Origin of the sequence: Sagittula sp. P11 (genome assembly GCF_002814095.1) — a bacterium.
Taxonomy (GTDB): Bacteria; Pseudomonadota; Alphaproteobacteria; order Rhodobacterales; family Rhodobacteraceae; genus Sagittula.
The window spans coordinates 90,567-108,570 of record NZ_CP021914.1; the positions used below are offsets into that span (position 1 = coordinate 90,567).

Annotated in this window: 19 protein-coding genes and 3 pseudogenes; 11 read left to right on the plus strand and 11 right to left on the minus strand. The window is 64.8% G+C overall.

What is annotated here, in order from left to right:
* Window positions 1–150 precede the first annotated feature (150 nt).
* The 7 genes and pseudogenes from ndpH to CDO87_RS22465 form a co-directional block, all read left to right on the plus strand.
* On the plus strand, window positions 151–852 hold the full coding sequence (ndpH, locus tag CDO87_RS22440) for a maleate isomerase (RefSeq protein WP_157815104.1): 702 nt from the start codon (window positions 151–153) through the stop codon (window positions 850–852).
* A gap of 12 nt (window positions 853–864) precedes the next feature.
* Entirely contained in the window at window positions 865–1,647 is a 783-nt protein-coding gene (locus tag CDO87_RS22445) for an alpha/beta fold hydrolase (RefSeq protein WP_100931151.1), read from the plus strand.
* 27 nt (window positions 1,648–1,674) lie between these two features.
* Window positions 1,675–2,706 carry a leucyl aminopeptidase gene (locus CDO87_RS22450; RefSeq protein ID WP_100931152.1) on the plus strand — a complete coding sequence of 344 codons (1,032 nt, stop codon included), beginning with the start codon at window positions 1,675–1,677 and terminating at the stop codon, window positions 2,704–2,706.
* A 21-nt stretch (window positions 2,707–2,727) separates the two neighbouring features.
* Complete coding sequence (locus CDO87_RS22455; protein ID WP_100931153.1) at window positions 2,728–3,351, plus strand: isochorismatase family protein; 624 nt, start codon at window positions 2,728–2,730, stop codon at window positions 3,349–3,351.
* A 116-nt stretch (window positions 3,352–3,467) separates the two neighbouring features.
* Window positions 3,468–3,653, plus strand: coding sequence for a hypothetical protein (locus CDO87_RS26910; RefSeq protein ID WP_157815087.1), 186 nt, complete (start codon window positions 3,468–3,470; stop codon window positions 3,651–3,653).
* The gene (locus CDO87_RS22460; RefSeq protein ID WP_100931154.1) at window positions 3,650–5,131 is read left to right on the plus strand and encodes a sodium:solute symporter family protein; all 1,482 of its coding nucleotides are present in this window, start codon (window positions 3,650–3,652) and stop codon (window positions 5,129–5,131) included. Before CDO87_RS26910 ends, CDO87_RS22460 begins: the two co-directional genes overlap by 4 nt.
* Window positions 5,132–5,416: 285 nt before the next feature.
* Window positions 5,417–5,524, plus strand: a pseudogene (locus tag CDO87_RS22465) (IS6 family transposase); the annotation flags it as partial.
* Between the two features lie 123 nt (window positions 5,525–5,647).
* Here the strand turns inward: CDO87_RS22465 and CDO87_RS22470 are convergent.
* Window positions 5,648–6,970, minus strand: a complete 1,323-nt coding sequence (locus CDO87_RS22470) for a surface lipoprotein assembly modifier (RefSeq protein WP_157815088.1) — start codon at window positions 6,968–6,970, stop codon at window positions 5,648–5,650.
* On the minus strand, window positions 6,970–7,659 hold the full coding sequence (locus CDO87_RS22475; protein ID WP_157815089.1) for a hypothetical protein: 690 nt from the start codon (window positions 7,657–7,659) through the stop codon (window positions 6,970–6,972). Before CDO87_RS22475 ends, CDO87_RS22470 begins: the two co-directional genes overlap by 1 nt.
* A gap of 153 nt (window positions 7,660–7,812) precedes the next feature.
* On the opposite strand from CDO87_RS22475, the gene CDO87_RS22485 reads away from it, so the two are divergent.
* The 3 genes and pseudogenes from CDO87_RS22485 to CDO87_RS22495 form a co-directional block, all read left to right on the plus strand.
* Window positions 7,813–10,023: a sensor histidine kinase gene (locus CDO87_RS22485; protein ID WP_100931158.1), complete on the plus strand. Its 2,211-nt coding sequence runs from the start codon at window positions 7,813–7,815 to the stop codon at window positions 10,021–10,023.
* Entirely contained in the window at window positions 10,023–10,676 is a 654-nt protein-coding gene (locus tag CDO87_RS22490) for a LuxR C-terminal-related transcriptional regulator (RefSeq protein ID WP_370312795.1), read from the plus strand. The genes CDO87_RS22485 and CDO87_RS22490 overlap by 1 nt, the downstream gene beginning before the upstream one ends.
* 196 nt (window positions 10,677–10,872) lie before the next feature.
* A pseudogene (locus CDO87_RS22495) lies at window positions 10,873–10,977 on the plus strand (IS110 family transposase); the annotation flags it as partial.
* Window positions 10,978–11,066: 89 nt separating this feature from the next.
* Here CDO87_RS22495 and CDO87_RS27330 read toward each other — a convergent pair.
* Window positions 11,067–11,165, minus strand: a pseudogene (locus tag CDO87_RS27330) (IS6 family transposase); the annotation flags it as partial.
* Between the two features lie 15 nt (window positions 11,166–11,180).
* Between CDO87_RS27330 and repC the strand changes: the two are divergent.
* Complete coding sequence (gene repC, locus CDO87_RS22505) at window positions 11,181–11,333, plus strand: replication initiation protein RepC (protein ID WP_100931160.1); 153 nt, start codon at window positions 11,181–11,183, stop codon at window positions 11,331–11,333.
* Between the two features lie 26 nt (window positions 11,334–11,359).
* Here the strand turns inward: repC and CDO87_RS22510 are convergent, their stop codons facing one another.
* From CDO87_RS22510 to CDO87_RS22545, 8 genes are all read right to left on the minus strand, one after another.
* Entirely contained in the window at window positions 11,360–11,884 is a 525-nt protein-coding gene (locus CDO87_RS22510) for an invasion associated locus B family protein (protein WP_100931161.1), read from the minus strand.
* Between the two features lie 96 nt (window positions 11,885–11,980).
* Window positions 11,981–12,325 carry a PAAR domain-containing protein gene (locus CDO87_RS22515; RefSeq protein WP_100931162.1) on the minus strand — a complete coding sequence of 115 codons (345 nt, stop codon included), beginning with the start codon at window positions 12,323–12,325 and terminating at the stop codon, window positions 11,981–11,983.
* 51 nt (window positions 12,326–12,376) lie between these two features.
* A complete protein-coding gene (locus CDO87_RS22520; protein WP_100931163.1) occupies window positions 12,377–13,174 on the minus strand; it encodes a hypothetical protein in 798 nt (265 codons plus the stop codon).
* Complete coding sequence (locus tag CDO87_RS22525; RefSeq protein WP_100931164.1) at window positions 13,171–13,713, minus strand: SMI1/KNR4 family protein; 543 nt, start codon at window positions 13,711–13,713, stop codon at window positions 13,171–13,173. The genes CDO87_RS22520 and CDO87_RS22525 overlap by 4 nt, the downstream gene beginning before the upstream one ends.
* A gap of 30 nt (window positions 13,714–13,743) precedes the next feature.
* Complete coding sequence (locus CDO87_RS22530) at window positions 13,744–14,583, minus strand: HNH endonuclease (protein ID WP_100931165.1); 840 nt, start codon at window positions 14,581–14,583, stop codon at window positions 13,744–13,746.
* 24 nt (window positions 14,584–14,607) lie between these two features.
* The gene (locus tag CDO87_RS22535) at window positions 14,608–15,024 is read right to left on the minus strand and encodes a hypothetical protein (protein ID WP_100931166.1); all 417 of its coding nucleotides are present in this window, start codon (window positions 15,022–15,024) and stop codon (window positions 14,608–14,610) included.
* The gene (locus CDO87_RS22540) at window positions 15,024–15,611 is read right to left on the minus strand and encodes a DUF4123 domain-containing protein (RefSeq protein WP_100931167.1); all 588 of its coding nucleotides are present in this window, start codon (window positions 15,609–15,611) and stop codon (window positions 15,024–15,026) included. Before CDO87_RS22540 ends, CDO87_RS22535 begins: the two co-directional genes overlap by 1 nt.
* A complete protein-coding gene (locus CDO87_RS22545) occupies window positions 15,611–17,914 on the minus strand; it encodes a type VI secretion system Vgr family protein (RefSeq protein ID WP_157815090.1) in 2,304 nt (767 codons plus the stop codon). The genes CDO87_RS22540 and CDO87_RS22545 overlap by 1 nt, the downstream gene beginning before the upstream one ends.
* Between the last annotated feature and the right edge of the window lie 90 nt (window positions 17,915–18,004).

Here is an 18,004-nt window from a genome sequence, read left to right on the forward strand (position 1 = left end):
TTAAAATTAAACGAGTTTACAAAAAGTATATAATTTAAACTTGTTTCGGTACGAACAAAAAATTAAACATATGAGTAATTCGTATACAAACAGGTGCAGGACATGAAATCCTATCGGATCGGCCAGATCGTCCCCAGTTCCAACATCACGATGGAAACCGAGATCCCGGCGCTTCTGCGTGCCCGCGAAGCCATCGCGCCCGAGCGGTTCACCTTCCATTCGTCGCGGATGCGGATGAAGCACGTGACGAAGGAAGAGCTGGCGAAGATGGACGGCGACAGCGACCGCTGCGCGCTGGAGCTGTCGGATGCGCAGGTCGACGTGATGGGGTATGCTTGTCTCGTGGCGATCATGTCGATGGGCCACGGCTATCACCGCGTTTCGCAAGAGCGCCTGCAGGGCGTGACCAAGGCCAACGAGGCCGAGGCGCCGGTGGTGACCTCTGCCGGGGCGCTGGTCGAGGGGATCAAGGCGATCGGCGCCAGGAAAGTCGCCGTTGTCGCCCCCTACATGAAGCCGCTGACCGAGATGGTCGTGGACTATATCCGCAACGAAGGTATCGAGGTGGTGACCTGGCGCGCGCTGGAGATTTCCAACAACCTCGCCGTGGCTGCCCATGACCCGATGAACCTGCCCGGTATCGTCGGGGAGATGGACACCAGCGGCGTCGATGCGGTGGTGCTGTCGGCCTGCGTGCAGATGCCGTCGCTGCCGGCGGTGTCGACCGTCGAGGCGCAGGTGGGCAAGCCGGTACTGACCGCCGCGATTGCCACCACCTGGTCGATGCTCAAGGCGCTCGATCTGGACACCCGCGTTCCCGGTGGCGGCACGCTGCTGTCCGGCGCATACTGAGGGAGAAGATACATGGCATTCGGATACAACACCCGCGCCAACGGCATCCGCCAGCACCTGATCCGCCATGAAGGCCCCGAAGGCGCGCCTGAACTGCTGCTGATCCCGGGCATCACTTCACCCGCGATCACTTGGGGCTTTGTCGCTGAACGCCTGGCCGAGCGGTTCGACGTGCATGTGCTTGACGTCAGGGGCCGGGGCCTGTCCGAGACCGGCGATCTGGATTACACGCTGGATGCCATGGCCGATGACGCTATCGCCCTGGCGCACCAGATGAATAGCCCCATCATCATGGGCCATTCCATGGGCGCACGCACCGCGATCCGCGCCAACGCCCGCGACCCCGAGGCGTTTGCTGGCTTCCTGCTGGTCGATCCGCCGATGAGCGGGCCGATGCGCCGGGCCTATCCGTCCAAATGGCCCTGGTACGGTGACAGCATCGCCATGGCCGCCAAGGGCTGTTCCATCGAGGACATGCGCGCCTATTGCCCGACCTGGAGCGATGAGCAGCTGGCCCTGCGTGCCGAATGGCTGCACACCTGCCATTGGGGCGCCATCCGCATCGCCTTTGACGGGTTCCACACTGACGACATTCACCAGGACATCCCCAAGATCGCCAAGCCCGCCCGGCTGGTGATCGCCGGGGGTGCCACCGTGGTCGATGCGGACGACCAGGCCGAGGTCGCCAAACTCAACCCCGGGATCGAACAGCGCATCGTGCCGGATGCAGGGCACATGATCCCCTGGGACAATCTCGACGGCTTCCTCGACGCCGTGCTCGACTTCACCGCGTAAGACAACCGGAATTCAGGGAGAGACAAGATGGACCAACAAAGCTTTACCGAGATCTGCCTGCACCAGCTGAAGATGTCCGGCGTCAAGTCCGACGAGCGGCTGATCGTGCTGACCCAGGGCAGCGAGCGGCTGGACTATGCCGATGCCTTCATGGCGGCGGGCCGGATCCTCGGTGCAAACATGTATCACATGCGCCTGCCCGCGCCGCCGGTTGTCGGCGCCTGGGCGGTGGGTCAGACCGGTCTGGCCGCGATGCCCGAAGCGGTCGAGGCGCTGAAGAACTGCGACATGCTGATCGACTGCATCTTCCTGCTGTTCTCGCCGGAGCAATTCGCCATCCAGGCCGCCGGCACCCGCATCCTGACCGCGGTGGAGCCGCCGGAGCTGCTGGCCCGCATGCTGCCCTCGCAGGAGCTGCGCGAGAAGGTGGAGATCGGGGCGGAATACCTGTCCAAAGCCAAGGTGATGCGGATCACCTCGCCGCATGGCACCGACGTGACCTACAAGCTCAACACCTACGAGACGGTGGCCGAGTACGCCTGCACCGACACGCCGGGTCGCTGGGATCACTGGCCGTCGGGCTTTGTCTTTACAGGCGGGGACGATGACGGGGTGGACGGCCAGATCGTCGTGGCGCCCGGTGACATTCTCTTGCCGCAGAACATGTATGTGCGCGAACCGATCACCTACACGATCGAAAAGGGCTGGGTCACCGATATCCGCGGCGGCCTCGATGCGGAGCTGGTCAAATCCTACATGGATGCCTTTAACGATCCGCGCGGCATGGGGATGAGCCATGTGGGCTGGGGCATGAACCCCGATGCCAAGTGGCATGGTATGACCCCGGGCGAATTCCCGGGCGGCATGGGCATGGAGCCGCGCAGCTTCTACGGCAATGTGATGTTCTCCACCGGGCCGAACAACGAGCTTGGCGGACCGAATGACACCCCCTGCCATCTCGACATCCCGATGCGCGGCTGTTCGCTGTTCCTCGACGACGAGCCGATCGTGGTCGATGGCGATCTGGTGGTTAAAGAGATGCAGATGGAGCGCGGCTGAGGCCGCGCAGGAGGACCAGGGATGTCTCAGGAACAGGTCTATTCCGACGCCGGTTTCGGCCAGCCGGTGCCGCGCGGCACACGCCCGGCGATTGTGGTGGTGGATTTCTCTTACGGGTTCACCGACACGCAATACCCCACCGCATCTGACGCAAGCGCCCAGATGGCCAAGACGCGCCGGATTTGCGATATCGCCCGCGACAAGGGCTTCCCGGTGATCTTCTCGACCATCGCCTTTCACCTCGGTGAACTGGACACCCTGCCTTGGCTCCGGAAAGCCGCCGGCATGCGCGCTCTCGTCGAAGGATCGCGGCTTGTCGAAATCGACGCCGCTACCGGTATCCAGCCAAACGACCCCATCGTCGTCAAGAAGGGCGCATCGTCCTTTTTCGGCTCGACCCTTGCGGCTCTGCTGACCGGCGCCAAGACCGATACGCTGGTCGTCTGCGGCGCAACCACCTCGGGCTGCGTGCGGGCAACTGTCGTCGATGCGGTACAATCGGGTTTCAACGTGCTGGTGCCGCGCGATTGCTGCGCCGACCGCGCCGCCGCCCCGCACGAGGCAAACCTCTATGACATGAACCAGAAATACGCCGATGTCACCGACGCGGCGGATATCGCGGCCTGGCTCGACAGCCTCGCCTGAGAGGCACGTGCCTGCGCGGTCTTCAGGCCGCCTGGCACTCCTTGACGGCAGCCAATAAGCGGTGCGGCAAAGCACCCGACCGCAAACACCTCAACACACCAACGGGAGCACCCACAATGCTACGTACAGTATCCCTATGCCTGGTGGGGCTGGTCATCCTGGCCTGCTACGCCGTGCCCTACGGTCTGCTTGGCGACACGCCAAGCTGGACCGGGGCCTTTCTGTTCTGGACCCTCGCGGGCGTCGCCATCATCGTGCTGAACGCACTGGCGACCGCGTCTTTCTCGGAGGATGAGCAATGAGCCAGTCGTTCATCTGGTACGGGATCGGCGCTTATGTCGTAATCTCGGTCATCGTCGCGTTGCTGTCGCGCGCGGGCAAATCCACCACCATGTCGGATTACTTTCTGGGCGGGCGCAGCATGGGCGGCGTTGTCTCGGCTCTGAGCTATTCCGCAACCACCTATTCCGCCTTCATGATGGTCGGCCTCGCGGGGCTGACCTACAAGGGCGGCGTTGGCGCTCTGGGTTTTGAGATCGTCTATTTCGCCGGCGTCTCGCTGGTGGCGGTCTTCGGCCCGCGCTTTTGGGCCGCTGGCAAGAAATACGGCTTTGTCACCCCGTCGGAAATGCTGGGCGCGCGTTATGGCAGCCGCTGGGTCGCTATTGCGGCGGCGGTGGTGAGCTGCGTCTTCCTGATCCCCTATTCGGCGGTGCAGCTGTCGGGCATCGGCTACCTCGTCTCGGGCATGACCGAAGGCGGCATTTCCTTCGGGACTGGTCTCCTGATTGCCACCGTACTGGCGATCTTCTTTTCGTATGTGGCAGGCATCCGCTCGGTCATGTGGACCGACAGCCTGCAAGCGCTGGTCATGATCGTCGCATCGGCGCTGGTCGCCATCCTGGTGGTCAGCGAGCTTGGCGGGTTCAACGCCATGTTTGCCACCGTGGCCGAGCGCAAGCCCGAGATGCTGACCGTGCCGGGTCCGGGCCTGTTCAGCCTGCAGACGTTCATCGGCCTGACGATCCCTTGGTTCTTCTTCTCGATCTCGAATCCGCAGGTCAGCCAGCGTCTGTTCATGCCGGAATCCCTTGGCGCGCTGCGCCGGATGCTGCTGATCTTCCTGTGCTTCGGCCTGATCTACACGCTGGTATCGGTGATCTGGGGCTTCTCGGCATTCGTCGCCTTCCCGGATCTGGCCAGCCCGGACCTGGCGACCTCGGTCCTGCTGGCGTCTGATTTCGTGCCGCCGGTGCTGGGTGTCATCGTGATGGTGGGCATCCTCGCCGCAGCGGTGTCGACCATCGACTCCATCCTGCTGACCCTGTCGTCCATGGTGGCGCGGGACGTCTATGGCAATGTCGGCGGCGATCAGTCCGATCACCGTCAGCTGTGGGTCGGCAAGCTGGTTATCCCGGTGATCTCGCTTCTGGCGTTGGGGTTTGCCGCGCTGGAGCTGAGCCTGATCTCGATCCTGTCGGTAGCGGCCTCCGCTGGCCTCGTGTTCACCGTACCCGCCATCGTCGGCGCGTTCTTCTGGAAGCGCGGCACGGCTGCGGGGGCGCTGGCCTCCATCGCGGGGGGTGGTCTTTTCGTGATCGTGATGTATCTGACCGGCAACAAGCTCTTTGGCTATAACGCGGGCATTCTCGGTCTGCCGGTTTCCACACTGCTGTTCGTCGGCGTCAGCCTTGTGACCCGTGTCAGCAACGAGGTGACCGAGGGCTTCGTCGCTCAACGTGCATCCGAACCTGTCAGAGCCGCCGTCAACGCGGGCTGAGGCCTGATCCGACACCAGGACCGGCTCCGCCCTTTTCGGCGGGGCCGGTCCTCAAGTCGCGCCGATTGCCGCATCCTCATGACGGCTTCGATGGGGATAGATAGAGGAACGCGCCCCTGCGGGTGGCTCAGGCGGGCGGTTTTAATTTGGTCTGACGCACATTCTGCGGCGTCATCATTCCAGAGGGTAGCTTGACACCTCGAAGGGGATATCTGACCGGGCCGCGGGCAAGCGGCTACCAGCGTTCACCGCCACCCGTCCATTGGTGTCGGCATGGTCCCCCCGGCAGCCGCCACCAACGCCGGGATCGAGACCTCACACATGATCCGCAAGGGGCAGATCATGGCGAACGGGGAAACGGCTTTCCAGATCTTCGCCGGACTCGCAGCATAAGACTGTCCTGCGGCCAGGCCATTCCGCTTTCAGGAAAACTCAGCGGCAGAACCGTCGGGCAAGCTTCGACCGCGATGACCCACGGATCGGTCGTGCGTGCTCCGCGATCGCCTTCCGCAGGCGTCAGAACCGCCGGGTGATGCCCACCAACGCGCGGCGGTTTTCGTAGCTGAAGATGTCGTTGTTCGAGTCCTGCTGCTCTGCTCCGAGTTCGAGCACCGGCGCAAAGCCCGCAACCGCCCAGTCGCGGTGCGTGAGCTTCAGTGACAGGCTCTGGCGCCGGTCCTCGCGCACAATTCCGAGCAGGCTGTCGGGACCCTCGCGCTCATGCCGGCCAAGCGCCAAGGTCAGCTCGGCGAGCAGCCCCCCTTCGAAGGCGTAGCGCGCGCCAAGCGTCACCGCTCCACCTTGCCCGGCTTCGGTTGCGAGCTCGCTTTCGGTCCGCTCCAGTTGCAAACCGAAGCTGAGTTGGAGGCGGGGCGTGACCGTGTGGCTGAGCGATGCGGCTCCGACGGATCGGGTGGCAGGCTCGGTGCCGGGGCCTTCATAGTCGGTGCGTTCGCGGATCAGCGTCAGGTTCAGCGTGCTCCGCGCCTTGGCGTCGATGGACCGGCCCCAGGTCAGATAGACGCCGCGCGTGTTGGCGTAGGCCTCTCCGTCGATCCAGCGCTTTCCAAGGGTGAGCCCGGCGCCCAGCCTGCGGTTGCGGTCGCCGAAGTGCAACAGCCCCAGTTCCGCCCGTGCCTGAATGTCGTCGGGCGCGCCCTCTTCGTAAAGCCGCGCATCGACGGCCGCTCCCAGCCGAAGCCTCAGATCCGGTCCCAGCCGGGGCAGGGCGGCAAGCCCAAGCCCAAGCTCGATGCCCCGGGCCGGCTGCGCGCGTGAGCCATCCTTGAGCTTGAAGGGCCGGTCGCCGATCATGATGGTGTCAACCGCGGTCCGTTTCGCAGGGTTGCTTTCGGGCACGATTGCGAAGCGGAAATTGCCCTCCCAGACCCGGGCGCGGTCGATCTCGTCGATGCGCCGCGTCACCTCGGCGGCAAGCGACGGCGGCAGCGCGGCTCCGCGCGCCAGGGAATAGTGGTAGCGCGCGCGTTCTGCCTGACCCGCAGCCTCGAGCGCGTTGGCGAGTTCCAGACGGTAGTTGACGGCATCGGGCGCAAGAGAGACCAGCCGGTCGAGCCAAGGCTGCGCCGCGCGCGGTCGACCCTGCCGAATATGCGCCATGGAGAGTGCCCAGAGACGGCGCAGCTCGGCTTCGCGCACCGCTTGGGGCCCCATTCCCTGCAGGGCGGAAATAGCTGTGGCATAGTCTCCGGCATTTACCTGCGCCTCGGCGCGGGCAATCGCGTCAGGCTGCTGCGCCGGCGCTTGGGACACAAGCGCCAGTGCAAGGAAAAGGCCCGCGAGCAGGCGCCGCACGCCCAATGCCGCGAGCCTTGTCATCATTTTTGTTCGATGTAGTAGGTGCCTGCGATGGCGCCGTCGAACACCGCCGGATTGGACGAACCCGGCAGGTTGTAACCGCCGACCACCGGCCCAAGGGCGGCCTCACCGGCATTGCCGAAGAAGGACCCTCCCAACGTGATAAGCGTGTCGGCCGTGGTGCCGCCCTGGCTCAGGTCGCCGGTGAGGGTGACGCTCAGCGCCCCGGTCTGTGTCTCCGGGACGGTGATCCCGCCCACGTTCATCGCGGGATTGACCACCCGACTGATGGACCCGCCGAAGCTGTCGTTCACGGTCAGAGTTCCGTCGATGGTGCCCGTTTCGCCGGTCGCCAGCGTGCCGGTGAAATTCGACGCTGTCCCGGTGAACGGGTTGGTGGTCTGTCCGTCATTCCAGGCCACATCGAGGTTCAGATCGCCCTCGACCTGGCCGATCGTGCTGGAAGGATCGGTCACGTCCACCTTCAGCCGTCCGGCATAGGATGCGTTGATCGCGGTCGGCATGTTCGACGTCGGAGCCTTGGCGGTGACGCGATCGAACTCCGCGTCGAAACCTGAGCCGCTGGCTCCGCCGCCTCCGCCGCCGCCACCGGCTCCGCCACCACCACCACTGCCGCCATGCAGACAGCCGGACAGCGACGTTCCAAGCACCAGCGCCAAGCCGAGCCGCCCAAGAATTGCAATGCGCATCCCTCTTATCCTTAATAAATTGATAATAAATCCTTTTGGCGTCCGGGAATTGCGCTGTCTCTCCCCTGTTCAGGGGTATTCAAGCAAAAAAACAGGCACTAAGCTTTCGGAATGCTTGGTTTTTGATGTTTCTCGTGACATGGCACCCACCGCATGAAGCAAACCTATTCTCCGACTCTGCTCGCGGCGTCGGCACTGGCACTTGGTCTTGCGGTCGCTTTCCTGGTGCTCTGGGTCGCACTCAGTCAGCCTTGGCTCGGGGTGCGGCTCGTCGCGGGGCCGGATGACAGCGCCACAGTCTATTCGGTCCATCCTGACGGTCCCGCCGAAGGCAGCGTCCCCCAGGGCGCGACGCTGCTTTCGGTTGCGGCTCCGGGCCTCCCGGCCCTGCCGGTCGATGCGCGAGACCTGACCGAAGAGCCCGACGCCCTGCCAGACCCGGCGGCGATGCGCGCCTTCTTTGCCAAGCAGAGCGCGCTGCACGCCCGTATGGCAGGCCCCACCACGCACCTTCTGATACGCCCCCAAGGCGCAACCGACCCCGTCATGCAAGAGATCCGACCCGCTGCCACCCGGCCGCTTGGCGACCTGCCGGGTGTCTTCTGGGTTCAGCTTGGCGTGGGGCTTGCAGGGGTCGTTCTGGGCGGCTGGGTCATGGCCTTGCGGCGCGATGACAGGGCGGTGCAGTTCTTCGGGCTTGCAGGTGTCGGCCTGATGATCTCTGCCGACGCGGCGGCGCTCTACAGCACTCGGGAGCTTGCGCTCAGCGCCGAGGTCTTCACGATCACCTCGCGGCTGAACTACCTCGGGACGCTGGTCTTCGGGATCGGCATGATCAACCTCTTCCTGATCTATCCGAGCCGCCTTGCCGGGCGGGCGGTACTCTGGCTCGTCGCGGCGCTTTTCGGGATTTGCATCCTGACCGTCTTCATCGACTGGCCGGATGCGCTGCTGGACCGACAGGCGCCTGTCGCCCTCGCCATGTTGATCCTGCTGGCCGCGGTTCTGGCGCAGGCGGTGATGAACCGGCGCAACCCCACGGCGCGGGCCATGCTCGGATGGTTCGGCCTTTCCGTACTTTTGGGAGCCGGTGGTTTCGGCCTGACCGTCACCCTTCCGCTGCTGATGGGCGCGACGCCGAGCCTTTCGCAGGGCTACGCCTTTCTCTTCTTCCTCGTGATCTTCGTCGGCCTCGCCATGGGAATCGCGCGCTATCGGCTGTTCGAGTTGTCGGACTGGTCCTTCCGCATCCTGTTCTACATGGGCGGCGTCCTTGTGTTGCTGGTGCTCGACGCAGCGCTGATCCTCGGGCTTGCGCTCGACCGGGCGCCCGCGCTCGGCCTCGCGCTCGCCGTGGTGGGACTTGTCTATCTGCCGCTTCGCGACGTGCTGGCCCGCCACCTGCGCAACGACCGCGGACTGGCCCGCGAAGAGCTTTTCGCGCTGGTGGGCGACGTGGCGCTGGCCACCCGGGCGGAAGATCGCGATGCCGCGCTGCATGCCCTGTTGCAGCGCCTCTTCGATCCGCTCCGCATCGAGCAAGGCCTCACGGCCTTCGATGTGGCGGGCCTGCGCGACGGGGGCGAAACGCTCGAGATCCCTTTGCCGCACGGGCTCCCGGGCATCCGCCTGCACTGGGCGCGGCAGGGGCGCGCCCTGTTCAACCGGCGCGACGAACAGCTGGCGCGCAGTGTGGTCGAAATGCTCGACCGGTCCATCGCACGGCAGCGCGCCCATGACGCAGCCGTCGAAACCGAACGCCGCCGTATCAACCGCGACATGCATGACAACATCGGGGTCCAATTGCTGGGTGCGCTGCACTCGTCGGACGCCGAGCGGAAGGACATGCTGATCCGCCAGACCCTCTCGGACTTGCGGCAGATCGTGTCGAACCCGGCGGAGGACGGAGCGGTTCTGGCGCAGCTTCTGGCGGACCTCCGGCGGGAGATCGGTGACCATCTCGAAGCGGCAGGGATCGGGATGGGGTGGCAGGACAGCGGGTTGAGCGCCGGGGATGCGCCGCAGATCACGCTCATGGCGCTTCAGGCGCAAACGGTCCGCGCGCTGTTGCGAGAGACCGTCAGCAATGCCTTGCGTCATTCCGAAGCCCGCAATGTGCATCTCCGGTTCCTCCCCCTGCCGGGTGAACGACTCAGCCTGATCGTCGAGGACGATGGCACCGGCACAAAGGGCGACTGGCTGCGTCAGGGAAGCGGGCTTTCAAACCTGCGCTTTCGCGTGGAGGCCTGTGGCGGCACGCTCGTGATCGAGCCCGCACAGGGCGGCACGCGGGTGCGCGCCACCCTGCCGCTGGCCGGGGTGCGCGCGCCTGACACTGCCGGTCTGGAAAGGGCGGCGGGCTGATGCGGATCCTTGTCGTCGAAGATATTGCCGAGACCCGCCGCTGGCTCTGTGCCATCGTCGAGGAGGTTTTTGCAGGCGCGCAGGTCTCGCAGGCCGAGACGCTGCGGCAGGCACGCGGGCTGCTGGAACAGCCGCAGGATCTGGCGCTTATCGACCTGGGTCTGCCGGACGGGTCAGGCCTCGACCTGCTGAGGCAGATCAGGGACAGCCGCGCCGCCACGATCTGCGTCGTCACCACCGTGCTCGGTGATGATGCCAGCGTCGTGGGCGCCCTCTCTGCGGGGGCGCAAGGCTACCTCCTCAAGGAGAACCCGGCCTCGCTGCTGGCTCATCAGTTGCGCCAGATCCATCTGGGCCTGCCCGCGCTTTCGCCTTCGATCGCGCGGCGGATCATGGAGCATTTCAGCCTGACCGGCCCGAGTGCACCGCCCACCCACGGGCTCACTGATCGCGAGACAGAGGTCCTGGCGCTTATTTCGCGCGGGCTGCGCAACAGCGAGGTGGCGCGCGAGCTCGGCCTCGCGGAGACAACGGTGGCAAGCTACATCAAGTCGATCTACGGCAAGCTCGGCATTTCGTCTCGCGCCGAGGCGTCATGGCATGCAACGCGGCTTGGGCTGAACCGCGACGGCATCGGACCCCGGCGCGGCTAGGCGTGACAGGTTCCGTACCGACCCTGGGCACCGCTCCTCGAAGAGACCATTTTAGGCGTCCTGCCAAGCATCGAGACGCAGGGAAGGATAGCGGGTCGTCGTTATCGTCGGCGCGGCGGCTTTGATGTTCTGACTGCCACCCGACGGCATCGGGGTGCCAAGGTGTGTTTGCGTTGATCCGCAAAGTAGGACGATCATGTCGGAGATTATCGCGGCCGAGCTGGATCTGACGAAGAATGTGTTTCAGTTGCTCGGCGCGGATGGCGCAGGCCGGGCAGTCCTGCGAAATAAGCTGCGGCGAGTGAGCGGACCCCGGCGAATGGTCCAGCCCGACGATTCTGTCGACAAGTTTTCCTGAAAGCGGAATGCCTTGGCCGCAGGACAGGCGTATGCTGCGAGCCAGTCGAAAATCTGGAAAGTCGTTTCCCCGTTGGCCGTGATCTGCCGCTTGCGGATCATGTGTGATGTCTCGATCCCGGCGATGGTGGCGCCTGCAATGCCGCCGTGACCGTGGCCTGCATCTTCCAGAATGCCGAACAGATCCAGAGCCCGGGCGGCTATCTCCGCAGTCTCTCGATGCGCGGCGCGGAAGGTGCATTTTCGACCAAGCCGATGGTGATGGCGCTGCTCAATGGCGGTGGACGGCGGGCGGCGTGAGGTTGACAGCCGTCAACTGCCTCCGGTCACTCCGCGGCAGCGGGGCGCAGCGCCTCGAGCCCGGCGTCCAGCCCTTCCATCGAGAAGCGGAAGACGAACGGCTCCATCCCCAGCCGGGGGCGGAAGCTGCCCAGCACGGTGCCCTTCTCCAGCGCGACGGTGTCGATCTCTTCGCCGTCGACCTGGCGCATGGCCTCGCAGACGTCGCCAAAGCAGGACTGCCAGACGAAGGGGATCGCCTCGTCGGATTCCTCGGCCCTGATCGCAAAGCCGGAGGGCAGGTAGGCGCCCATGGGCACGCGCGCAGCGATGAAGCGCTGGCTGCCGTCCGACGACCAGAAGGCCATCATCTGCGCGATGAAGGCATTGTCGGTATCGCGGCTCAGGGTCTGTGTCAGAATGCAGGTGGTGCGGTTCTTGCCGAGCGCCTCGCAGGACACCGTCCACGCGCCGAATTTCTGGCCGTTGGCGACATCCTCCTGCGCGCTTACGGGCGCGGAGAGCGACGGGCAGGCAAAGGCGGCGATACAGGCGAATGTGCGCAAGGACATGGATACGAACCCCTTTCAATCAAACGCCGGCCAGGACGGCCGGCGCAGGCAGGTTGACCGGGTTGGTTGACAGCTGTCAACCGCCGCCCGGACCGGTCACATGGCGATCTTGACCATGGGGTTGCCGGTCGACATCTGCCCGCCGTGGGAACAGAGGTCGGTGATCCGCATCACCGGCAGGTTGTTGATCCGCACCATCATCGATCCCTTGACCATCGGGTCGGGCGTCGGCACCGGCGGCGCGCCGGGCGGGATGATGAGGTTCATGCAGATCGTCTGACCTGTCACGACGGCCACCGGGCGCCCCATCACGCGGACGTGGAACTGGCCCGGCTGGACGACCGGCCCGCCGAGGTGCTTGATCGCGGGGCTGACCGGGCTGGCCGGGATGGTGATGTTGCAGGTGTGCATGTCGCCGAGACAGCAAATCGGTTGTCCCATTCTGAAATCCTTTCTTTCAATAGCCTCTTCGTAATTCCCGGGGCCCGGCCCTTATGCAGATCCGGAATACGACCCGGACGCGGACCCGTTGTGCGGGGTCCCGTGGAAGGCCGCCGCGTCTTGGTATCTATTGTATCTGAAACCGCCGTCGAAGTCTCCGCCGTTTTCCCAGCGGTAGAGACAGGCATCGGAACGGCGGTCGAAGGGGTTCAGCTCGATCAGCCATGCCTTCAGCGCGTCGCCTTCCGGCAGGACGCAGACGTCGATCACCACGTCGTCCATGTGAAGGTCGTCCCAGATGTCCCTGAGCAGCGCGTTGACAGCCGTCACGATGGCCGCGTGCTGTGTGGCGATCTGGGGAAAGGTCTGCTGCCAGGCGTACTGCGACACGCCGACAAGGCGGCGGCGCTTTACAAACAGCCGGAATTCCGCCCAGTCGGGAATGTCGCGCCAGGCGCGAAGGTGCAGGACGACGCGGCGCTTGCTGATGCGGTGGTCGAATATCGCCTGCGCGACGCGCGGGTCGTTGGCGGTAATGACGCGCATCACGTCGGCCACGCTGCGGCAGGGCGCGTGCACAACGGTGGAAGCCTTCCAGCTGCACATGCCGATGCGGGGCACCACGCCTTCGGGGAATTCCTCCAGCGCCTTGGCGATGGCCTTCTCGAAGCCCGGGCTGAACCCGATCTGCCGGGTGTCGCCGTAAATCTCCCGGAACAGCGCCGACTGGCTGCCCAGTGTCTCTGCGTCGCCGTCCGACAGGGTCACGGAGACACCCGGCAGCGACGCAAGAGTCAGCGTCGGCGGCCAGTTCTCCGGGAAGGTCAGGGCGAGCATTTCGGGGATCATGGCAGCACGAGGTCCCGCTGCAGGGCGCGGCGCTGCGGCGTGCTCCAGTGTTCGTAGCCCATGAGGTCCTCGGTTTCATAGAGCGAGGCCATGAAAGCGCCGAAATCGGGCCCCAGGGGCACCAACATGTCAGGGGCGTTGTTCGGGCCGCCCCAGGGTTCTGCGGTGGCGGACCAGGCGTAGATCGCGCCGAAATCGCCCGGATGCAGCGACAGGAGCACGATCAGCCCGCCGGGGTCCTCGCCGATGGCGGCAAATCCCTGCGGGGTGCCGTCGCCGAAGGTCTTGCCGGTGAACAGTTCCTGCACGCGGGCGGGCCGGTTCAGCCGGTCGAGGAAGCGTTCCGGATCGTCCTCGTCGGGGGCGTAGTCGAAGATCAGCGGGTAGGGCGCGCCGCCGCCATAGGTCAGCAGGAAGCTGCGGTAGGGCTCGGGCAGGGTGGTGCCGAGCGCGGCCTCCAGCTCTGCCACGGCGTCGGACAGCGCGGCTTCGTCGGGCCAGGCGCTGCCTTCGGGGGCGATGATCGGATCTTGTGGCATGGCGGTCTCCCTTGCCCCTGTCTGCGGGGGTTAGAATTCGGACTGGTGGCTGCCCTTGTAAAGCGCGGCGCCGCCGGTGTGCGTGGCGTAGCCGCCCTTGCTGGTCGAATGGATGTCCTGCGGCACAAGCTGCATCGTCGTGCCGTTTTCGTGGTGGTGCCAAGTGTAGCCTTCGGGCCGGGTCCAGTTGTCGTCGCCCAGCTGTTCGCGCATCGCCTTGTCGGCATTGGTGAAATCCGACGAATGGTTGCCCTTCATCGGGATGTCGACGTTGCCCTTCGAATGCGGCGAGAGGTCCGGAAAGCCGTTAGTGTACTTGATCGGGGGCTTCGAGGCGTCGGCGGGCTGGAACCAGCCGTCGCCCTTGCTGCCGCTGGTCCATGTGCCGTTGGTCGGCACCTGGTCGTAATGCGGCGGGTATTTCATCTTCTCGAGCTTCTCGAGGCATTCCTTCGTGCCGTTGCACTTCTTGGCCGCGGCCTCGTAGGCCGCCTTCTGCTTCTTGACGACGTCGTCCCAGTATTTCGCCGCCGCCTGCTTGGTCTGCCGGTAGGATGCCTTCAGCCCGGTCCGTGCAACGTCGATGGTGCGGCGGATGGTGTTGACCTTGTCGGTGACCTTGGCCGCCTTCGCGGCATCCCCCCAGCCGGGGATCATGCCGAAGACGTCGACCGCCGCGCCGAACCAGTCGCCCTGCCACGCCGAGCGCACCGCCGAGGCCGCGTCGACCGCGATGCCGGCACCGGGGATCGCGCCGCCGACGGCAAAGCCGATCTCGGTCGCGATGTCCTTGTACATGTCGTCGACCTGCTTGTGCTGGGCGCGCACGGCCTCCGGATCGACGCCTTCGTCCTTCAGGTACTTGCTCATGACGCAGGGCTCACATCAGGTGCTTCATCCGTTCAGGCCGGTGATCCCGGCCATCTCCGGATACCAGTACCTGGGATCCGCATTCATGATCGCCTCGGCTGCGAGGTCGCTGTCGACCTCGAAGAAGGCGTCTATCTTGGCAGGGCCTTCGACCGCGCTGACCGCGATCTCCTTAAACCCTGAAAACATGAAGAAATTTGCCCCTACCTCCCACATCAGCGTGATGAACATCATCTGTGAGGGGACGTCCCGGATGCCGAAATGCCGCGCGTAGCGGCGGCCGTTCATGGTCATCTCGATCCGGCCCTCGGGCGAGAGCGACCAGTAGTCCTGGGGCAGGTGGGTCTTCATCACCTCTTCGACGTAAGCCCTGGCGAAGGCCCGGTCGTCATTGAGCGGCGCCGACCGCTGGCTGAGGTTCAGAGTGAGCCGCGGTGGCATCAGGCATCCTCGGCGACAGTCAGGCTCAGGTCGGCACGGCGCAGGGTGCCTTCGCGGATGGCATAGCGGTGCACGAGGTTGGGATTGTCGGAGTCCTCGGCCCAGACCTGCGACAGGTCACGCAGCACGTAGGCGCATTGCTCCGGTTCCATGGCGGGCAGGTAGGTGTTGAAGACGCTGGGACGGTAGAACTTGAAGAACAGCTCCTTGTCGTCCTCCGTCTTGACCCGCAGGGACCGCTTGAGCGAAGTCTTCACCTTCTTCGCCTCCGGCCCGGCGATCAGGAACAGGCCCCAGTCCTTGTTCCAGCCTTCCTCCATGAACCAGTCGAACACCCGCCGGCCGGAGCCGTTCAGCGGCACCAGCCACGGGGCATAGGCGGCCAGATCCTCGAAGGCCTGTCCGTCGAACAGGCACAGCGCGTCGTCGGTCATGGTCTCGATGATGAACTGTGTCGCGGGCGACTTGCTGGCGTCGACCAGCAGGTAGGCAACCTGGTCCGGACCGCAGGCCTTTTCCAGCGCAAGGGCCAGCGCCTCGTCCGCGCTGGCTGCCGGGTCCGACATGTGCGTGACCACTTCGTTCATCAATCACCCCCTGCCGTGCCCTGGCATTCTTCGCAGAAGGCCTGGGGCGCCTGCAACACCGTCGCCTGGCTGGGCGCGCCCATGTTGAAGTCCACCGAGGGGCACTGCACCTTCATGCTGAACGCCTTGATGGTGATGCCGGAGGCGTCCATCTCGATCGTGGCGCCGGGCGCGGCGATCGTGAACTTCTGCGTGGCGATCAGCGTGTGCTTCATCGTCTTGTTCAGGATGGACTTGCCGGAGGTCATCTCGATGTCCTCGCCGACATCGGTGGTCATCTTCTTGCCGACCTGCTCCTTCACCGCGCCGCCGACGTTCAGGATCTTGGTCAGGCCGACCGATTCCACAGACGCGACCCCGGTGGTGTCCGAGCGGAAGTTCGACGCGAAGGTGTTGACCACGCCCGGGCTCTTGAACAGGGAATAGCCGCTTTCGCCGTACTTGGAGCCGTCCTCGCGCAGCTTGTGGTTGGCGTCCTTGCCTTCCTCGTCGGCGCCGTGCATCCCCGTCCGTCCGGCCCCGCCGTCGCCGGAGATGAAACCGAGATCCTTGGCGCCGATGGTGCTGGCGAACTTGCCCAGGTCGCCGCCGGACGAGCCGCCGCCTTCGGACGCGCCCTTCTTCACCAGCGACTGCGACTTGCCCATCAGGCCGCCGATGCCGCCCAGCAGGTTCTTGATGTTGGGGCCGGTGCCGCCCGAGGAGATGTTGACCGAGCCGCCGGCCTCCATCTTCAGGTTGTTGCCGACCTCGACCATCTTGTTCATGCCGACGCTCTCGATGTCGTGCCGTTTCACCCGGCTGATCGAGTCGTTGAGCACCAGCCGCGACCAGTCCTGCTGCGCCTTGAAGGCGATGTTTTCCTGGCCCGGCTCGTCCTCGAAGACCATCTCGTTGAAGCCGGTGGCCTTGTGGCTGTCGGTGCGGAAGACCGACTTCGTCTTGTGGGCGGGCAGGGGGTAGGCGACCATGTTCTTGCCATTGTAGACGCAGCCCGTCACCAGCGGCTTGTCCGGGTCGCCGTCGAGGAATTCGACGACCACCTCCATCCCGATGCGCGGGATGATCATGCCGCCCCAGCTTCCGCCGCCCCAGTTCTGCGACACGCGGCAGCGCATGGAGCGCGCGTCGCTGAGGTCCCAGGGGAAGCGGACGAGGATGCGGCCGTATTCGTCGCAATCGATCTCTTCGCCCTCGGCGCCCACGACGAGCGCGGTCATCGGCCCGCGCACATCGGCGCGGCGGCTTTTCTTCTCCGGGATCAGCGGGGCGGTCACCGGCATCATCACGTAGCGCGCGGTAAAGGCGAACCCGTCGCCGGAGGTGCCGCCCGAGCCGTAGTTGTCGGAGGTGTAGGAATGGTGCGCGACAAGGCAGAGGTATTCGTCGCCCTTGCCCGGCACCTCCGAACTGTCGCCCGAAACGGTGATCTTCAGGCCGGAGACGAGACCCACGATGTCGCCCATCGCCTCGTACCGCTTGTCATGGCCCTGCGCCCGGTCGAGCCCGAGCGAGACCATCTCGCCGCCGCGTCCGGGATCGAGGTAGTCGCCCGGCCAGTCGAAGCTTTCGATCTGCCCGTGCGCATAGGCGGCGCTGCCGGTCTGATCCTTCTCCATCACGGTGGTGGGCGTCTTGAAGTTGTAGTCTGTCATCCGGATGGCGCCGGTGGTCATCCGCCGTTCCGGGCGCCATTCCCACAGGTGTTCGGTGTCTTCCTGGTGGTGGCCGACGTAGGGCTTCACCGGGAAACTGCCCAGCACGTCGTGGCTTTCGACGGAATCGGTCAGCACCATGTCGTGGTTGCCGTCGCTCATCTTGAAGAAGTAGCTGATGCCGTGGCGTTCCATCATCCGCACGGCAAAGTCGAAGTCGCTTTCGTTGAACTGTACGGTGTATTCCAGCGTCGGGTAGGAGCCCTGGGTGTTGACCGTCAATGTCCCGTAGGGGCTCAGCAGCTCCTGGAGGATCTCGATCACGGTCTTCTCGTGGAAGATCCGCTGGTTGCGCCGCAGGGTCGCCAGCCAGAACCACGGCTTCAGCGTCAGCTCGTACCGGATGCCGTTGTCGCCGGCGCCCAGCCAGCGCGCCTCGGTCACCAGACCGCTGAAGAACTTGTCGGAGTCGTCCTGGGACTTGAGCGTCACCGTGGCGTTCGTGCCCAGCAGGTCATCGAAATTGATGTCCTCGTTTTCGGACAGGCATGCCACATGGTATTCGAAGAGCCCGTTCATCCGGTCCAAACCTTCGAACCGCTGGAGGACCAATACGTCCTTGCCGAGCGCGGTCGACAACTTCCCCATACGGGAATCTTGTTTCAAAGCCATCGTTCGAACCTGATTTAATCCAAAGTGATAGTACCTTAGACAACCCATGGTGCAACGTCAAAACCG

Coding starts and splice junctions, on each gene's coding strand:
- ndpH (WP_157815104.1), top strand. CDS start 151: ATGGAAACCGAGATCCCGGCGCTTCTGCGTGCCCGCGAAGCCATCGCG.
- CDO87_RS22445 (WP_100931151.1), top strand. CDS start 865: ATGGCATTCGGATACAACACCCGCGCCAACGGCATCCGCCAGCACCTG.
- CDO87_RS22450 (WP_100931152.1), top strand. CDS start 1,675: ATGGACCAACAAAGCTTTACCGAGATCTGCCTGCACCAGCTGAAGATG.
- CDO87_RS22455 (WP_100931153.1), top strand. CDS start 2,728: ATGTCTCAGGAACAGGTCTATTCCGACGCCGGTTTCGGCCAGCCGGTG.
- CDO87_RS26910 (WP_157815087.1), top strand. CDS start 3,468: ATGCTACGTACAGTATCCCTATGCCTGGTGGGGCTGGTCATCCTGGCC.
- CDO87_RS22460 (WP_100931154.1), top strand. CDS start 3,650: ATGAGCCAGTCGTTCATCTGGTACGGGATCGGCGCTTATGTCGTAATC.
- CDO87_RS22470 (WP_157815088.1), bottom strand. CDS start 6,970: ATGACAAGGCTCGCGGCATTGGGCGTGCGGCGCCTGCTCGCGGGCCTT.
- CDO87_RS22475 (WP_157815089.1), bottom strand. CDS start 7,659: ATGCGCATTGCAATTCTTGGGCGGCTCGGCTTGGCGCTGGTGCTTGGA.
- CDO87_RS22485 (WP_100931158.1), top strand. CDS start 7,813: ATGAAGCAAACCTATTCTCCGACTCTGCTCGCGGCGTCGGCACTGGCA.
- CDO87_RS22490 (WP_370312795.1), top strand. CDS start 10,023: ATGCGGATCCTTGTCGTCGAAGATATTGCCGAGACCCGCCGCTGGCTC.
- CDO87_RS22510 (WP_100931161.1), bottom strand. CDS start 11,884: ATGTCCTTGCGCACATTCGCCTGTATCGCCGCCTTTGCCTGCCCGTCG.
- CDO87_RS22515 (WP_100931162.1), bottom strand. CDS start 12,325: ATGGGACAACCGATTTGCTGTCTCGGCGACATGCACACCTGCAACATC.
- CDO87_RS22520 (WP_100931163.1), bottom strand. CDS start 13,174: ATGATCCCCGAAATGCTCGCCCTGACCTTCCCGGAGAACTGGCCGCCG.
- CDO87_RS22525 (WP_100931164.1), bottom strand. CDS start 13,713: ATGCCACAAGATCCGATCATCGCCCCCGAAGGCAGCGCCTGGCCCGAC.
- CDO87_RS22530 (WP_100931165.1), bottom strand. CDS start 14,583: ATGAGCAAGTACCTGAAGGACGAAGGCGTCGATCCGGAGGCCGTGCGC.
- CDO87_RS22535 (WP_100931166.1), bottom strand. CDS start 15,024: ATGCCACCGCGGCTCACTCTGAACCTCAGCCAGCGGTCGGCGCCGCTC.
- CDO87_RS22540 (WP_100931167.1), bottom strand. CDS start 15,611: ATGAACGAAGTGGTCACGCACATGTCGGACCCGGCAGCCAGCGCGGAC.
- CDO87_RS22545 (WP_157815090.1), bottom strand. CDS start 17,914: ATGGGGAAGTTGTCGACCGCGCTCGGCAAGGACGTATTGGTCCTCCAG.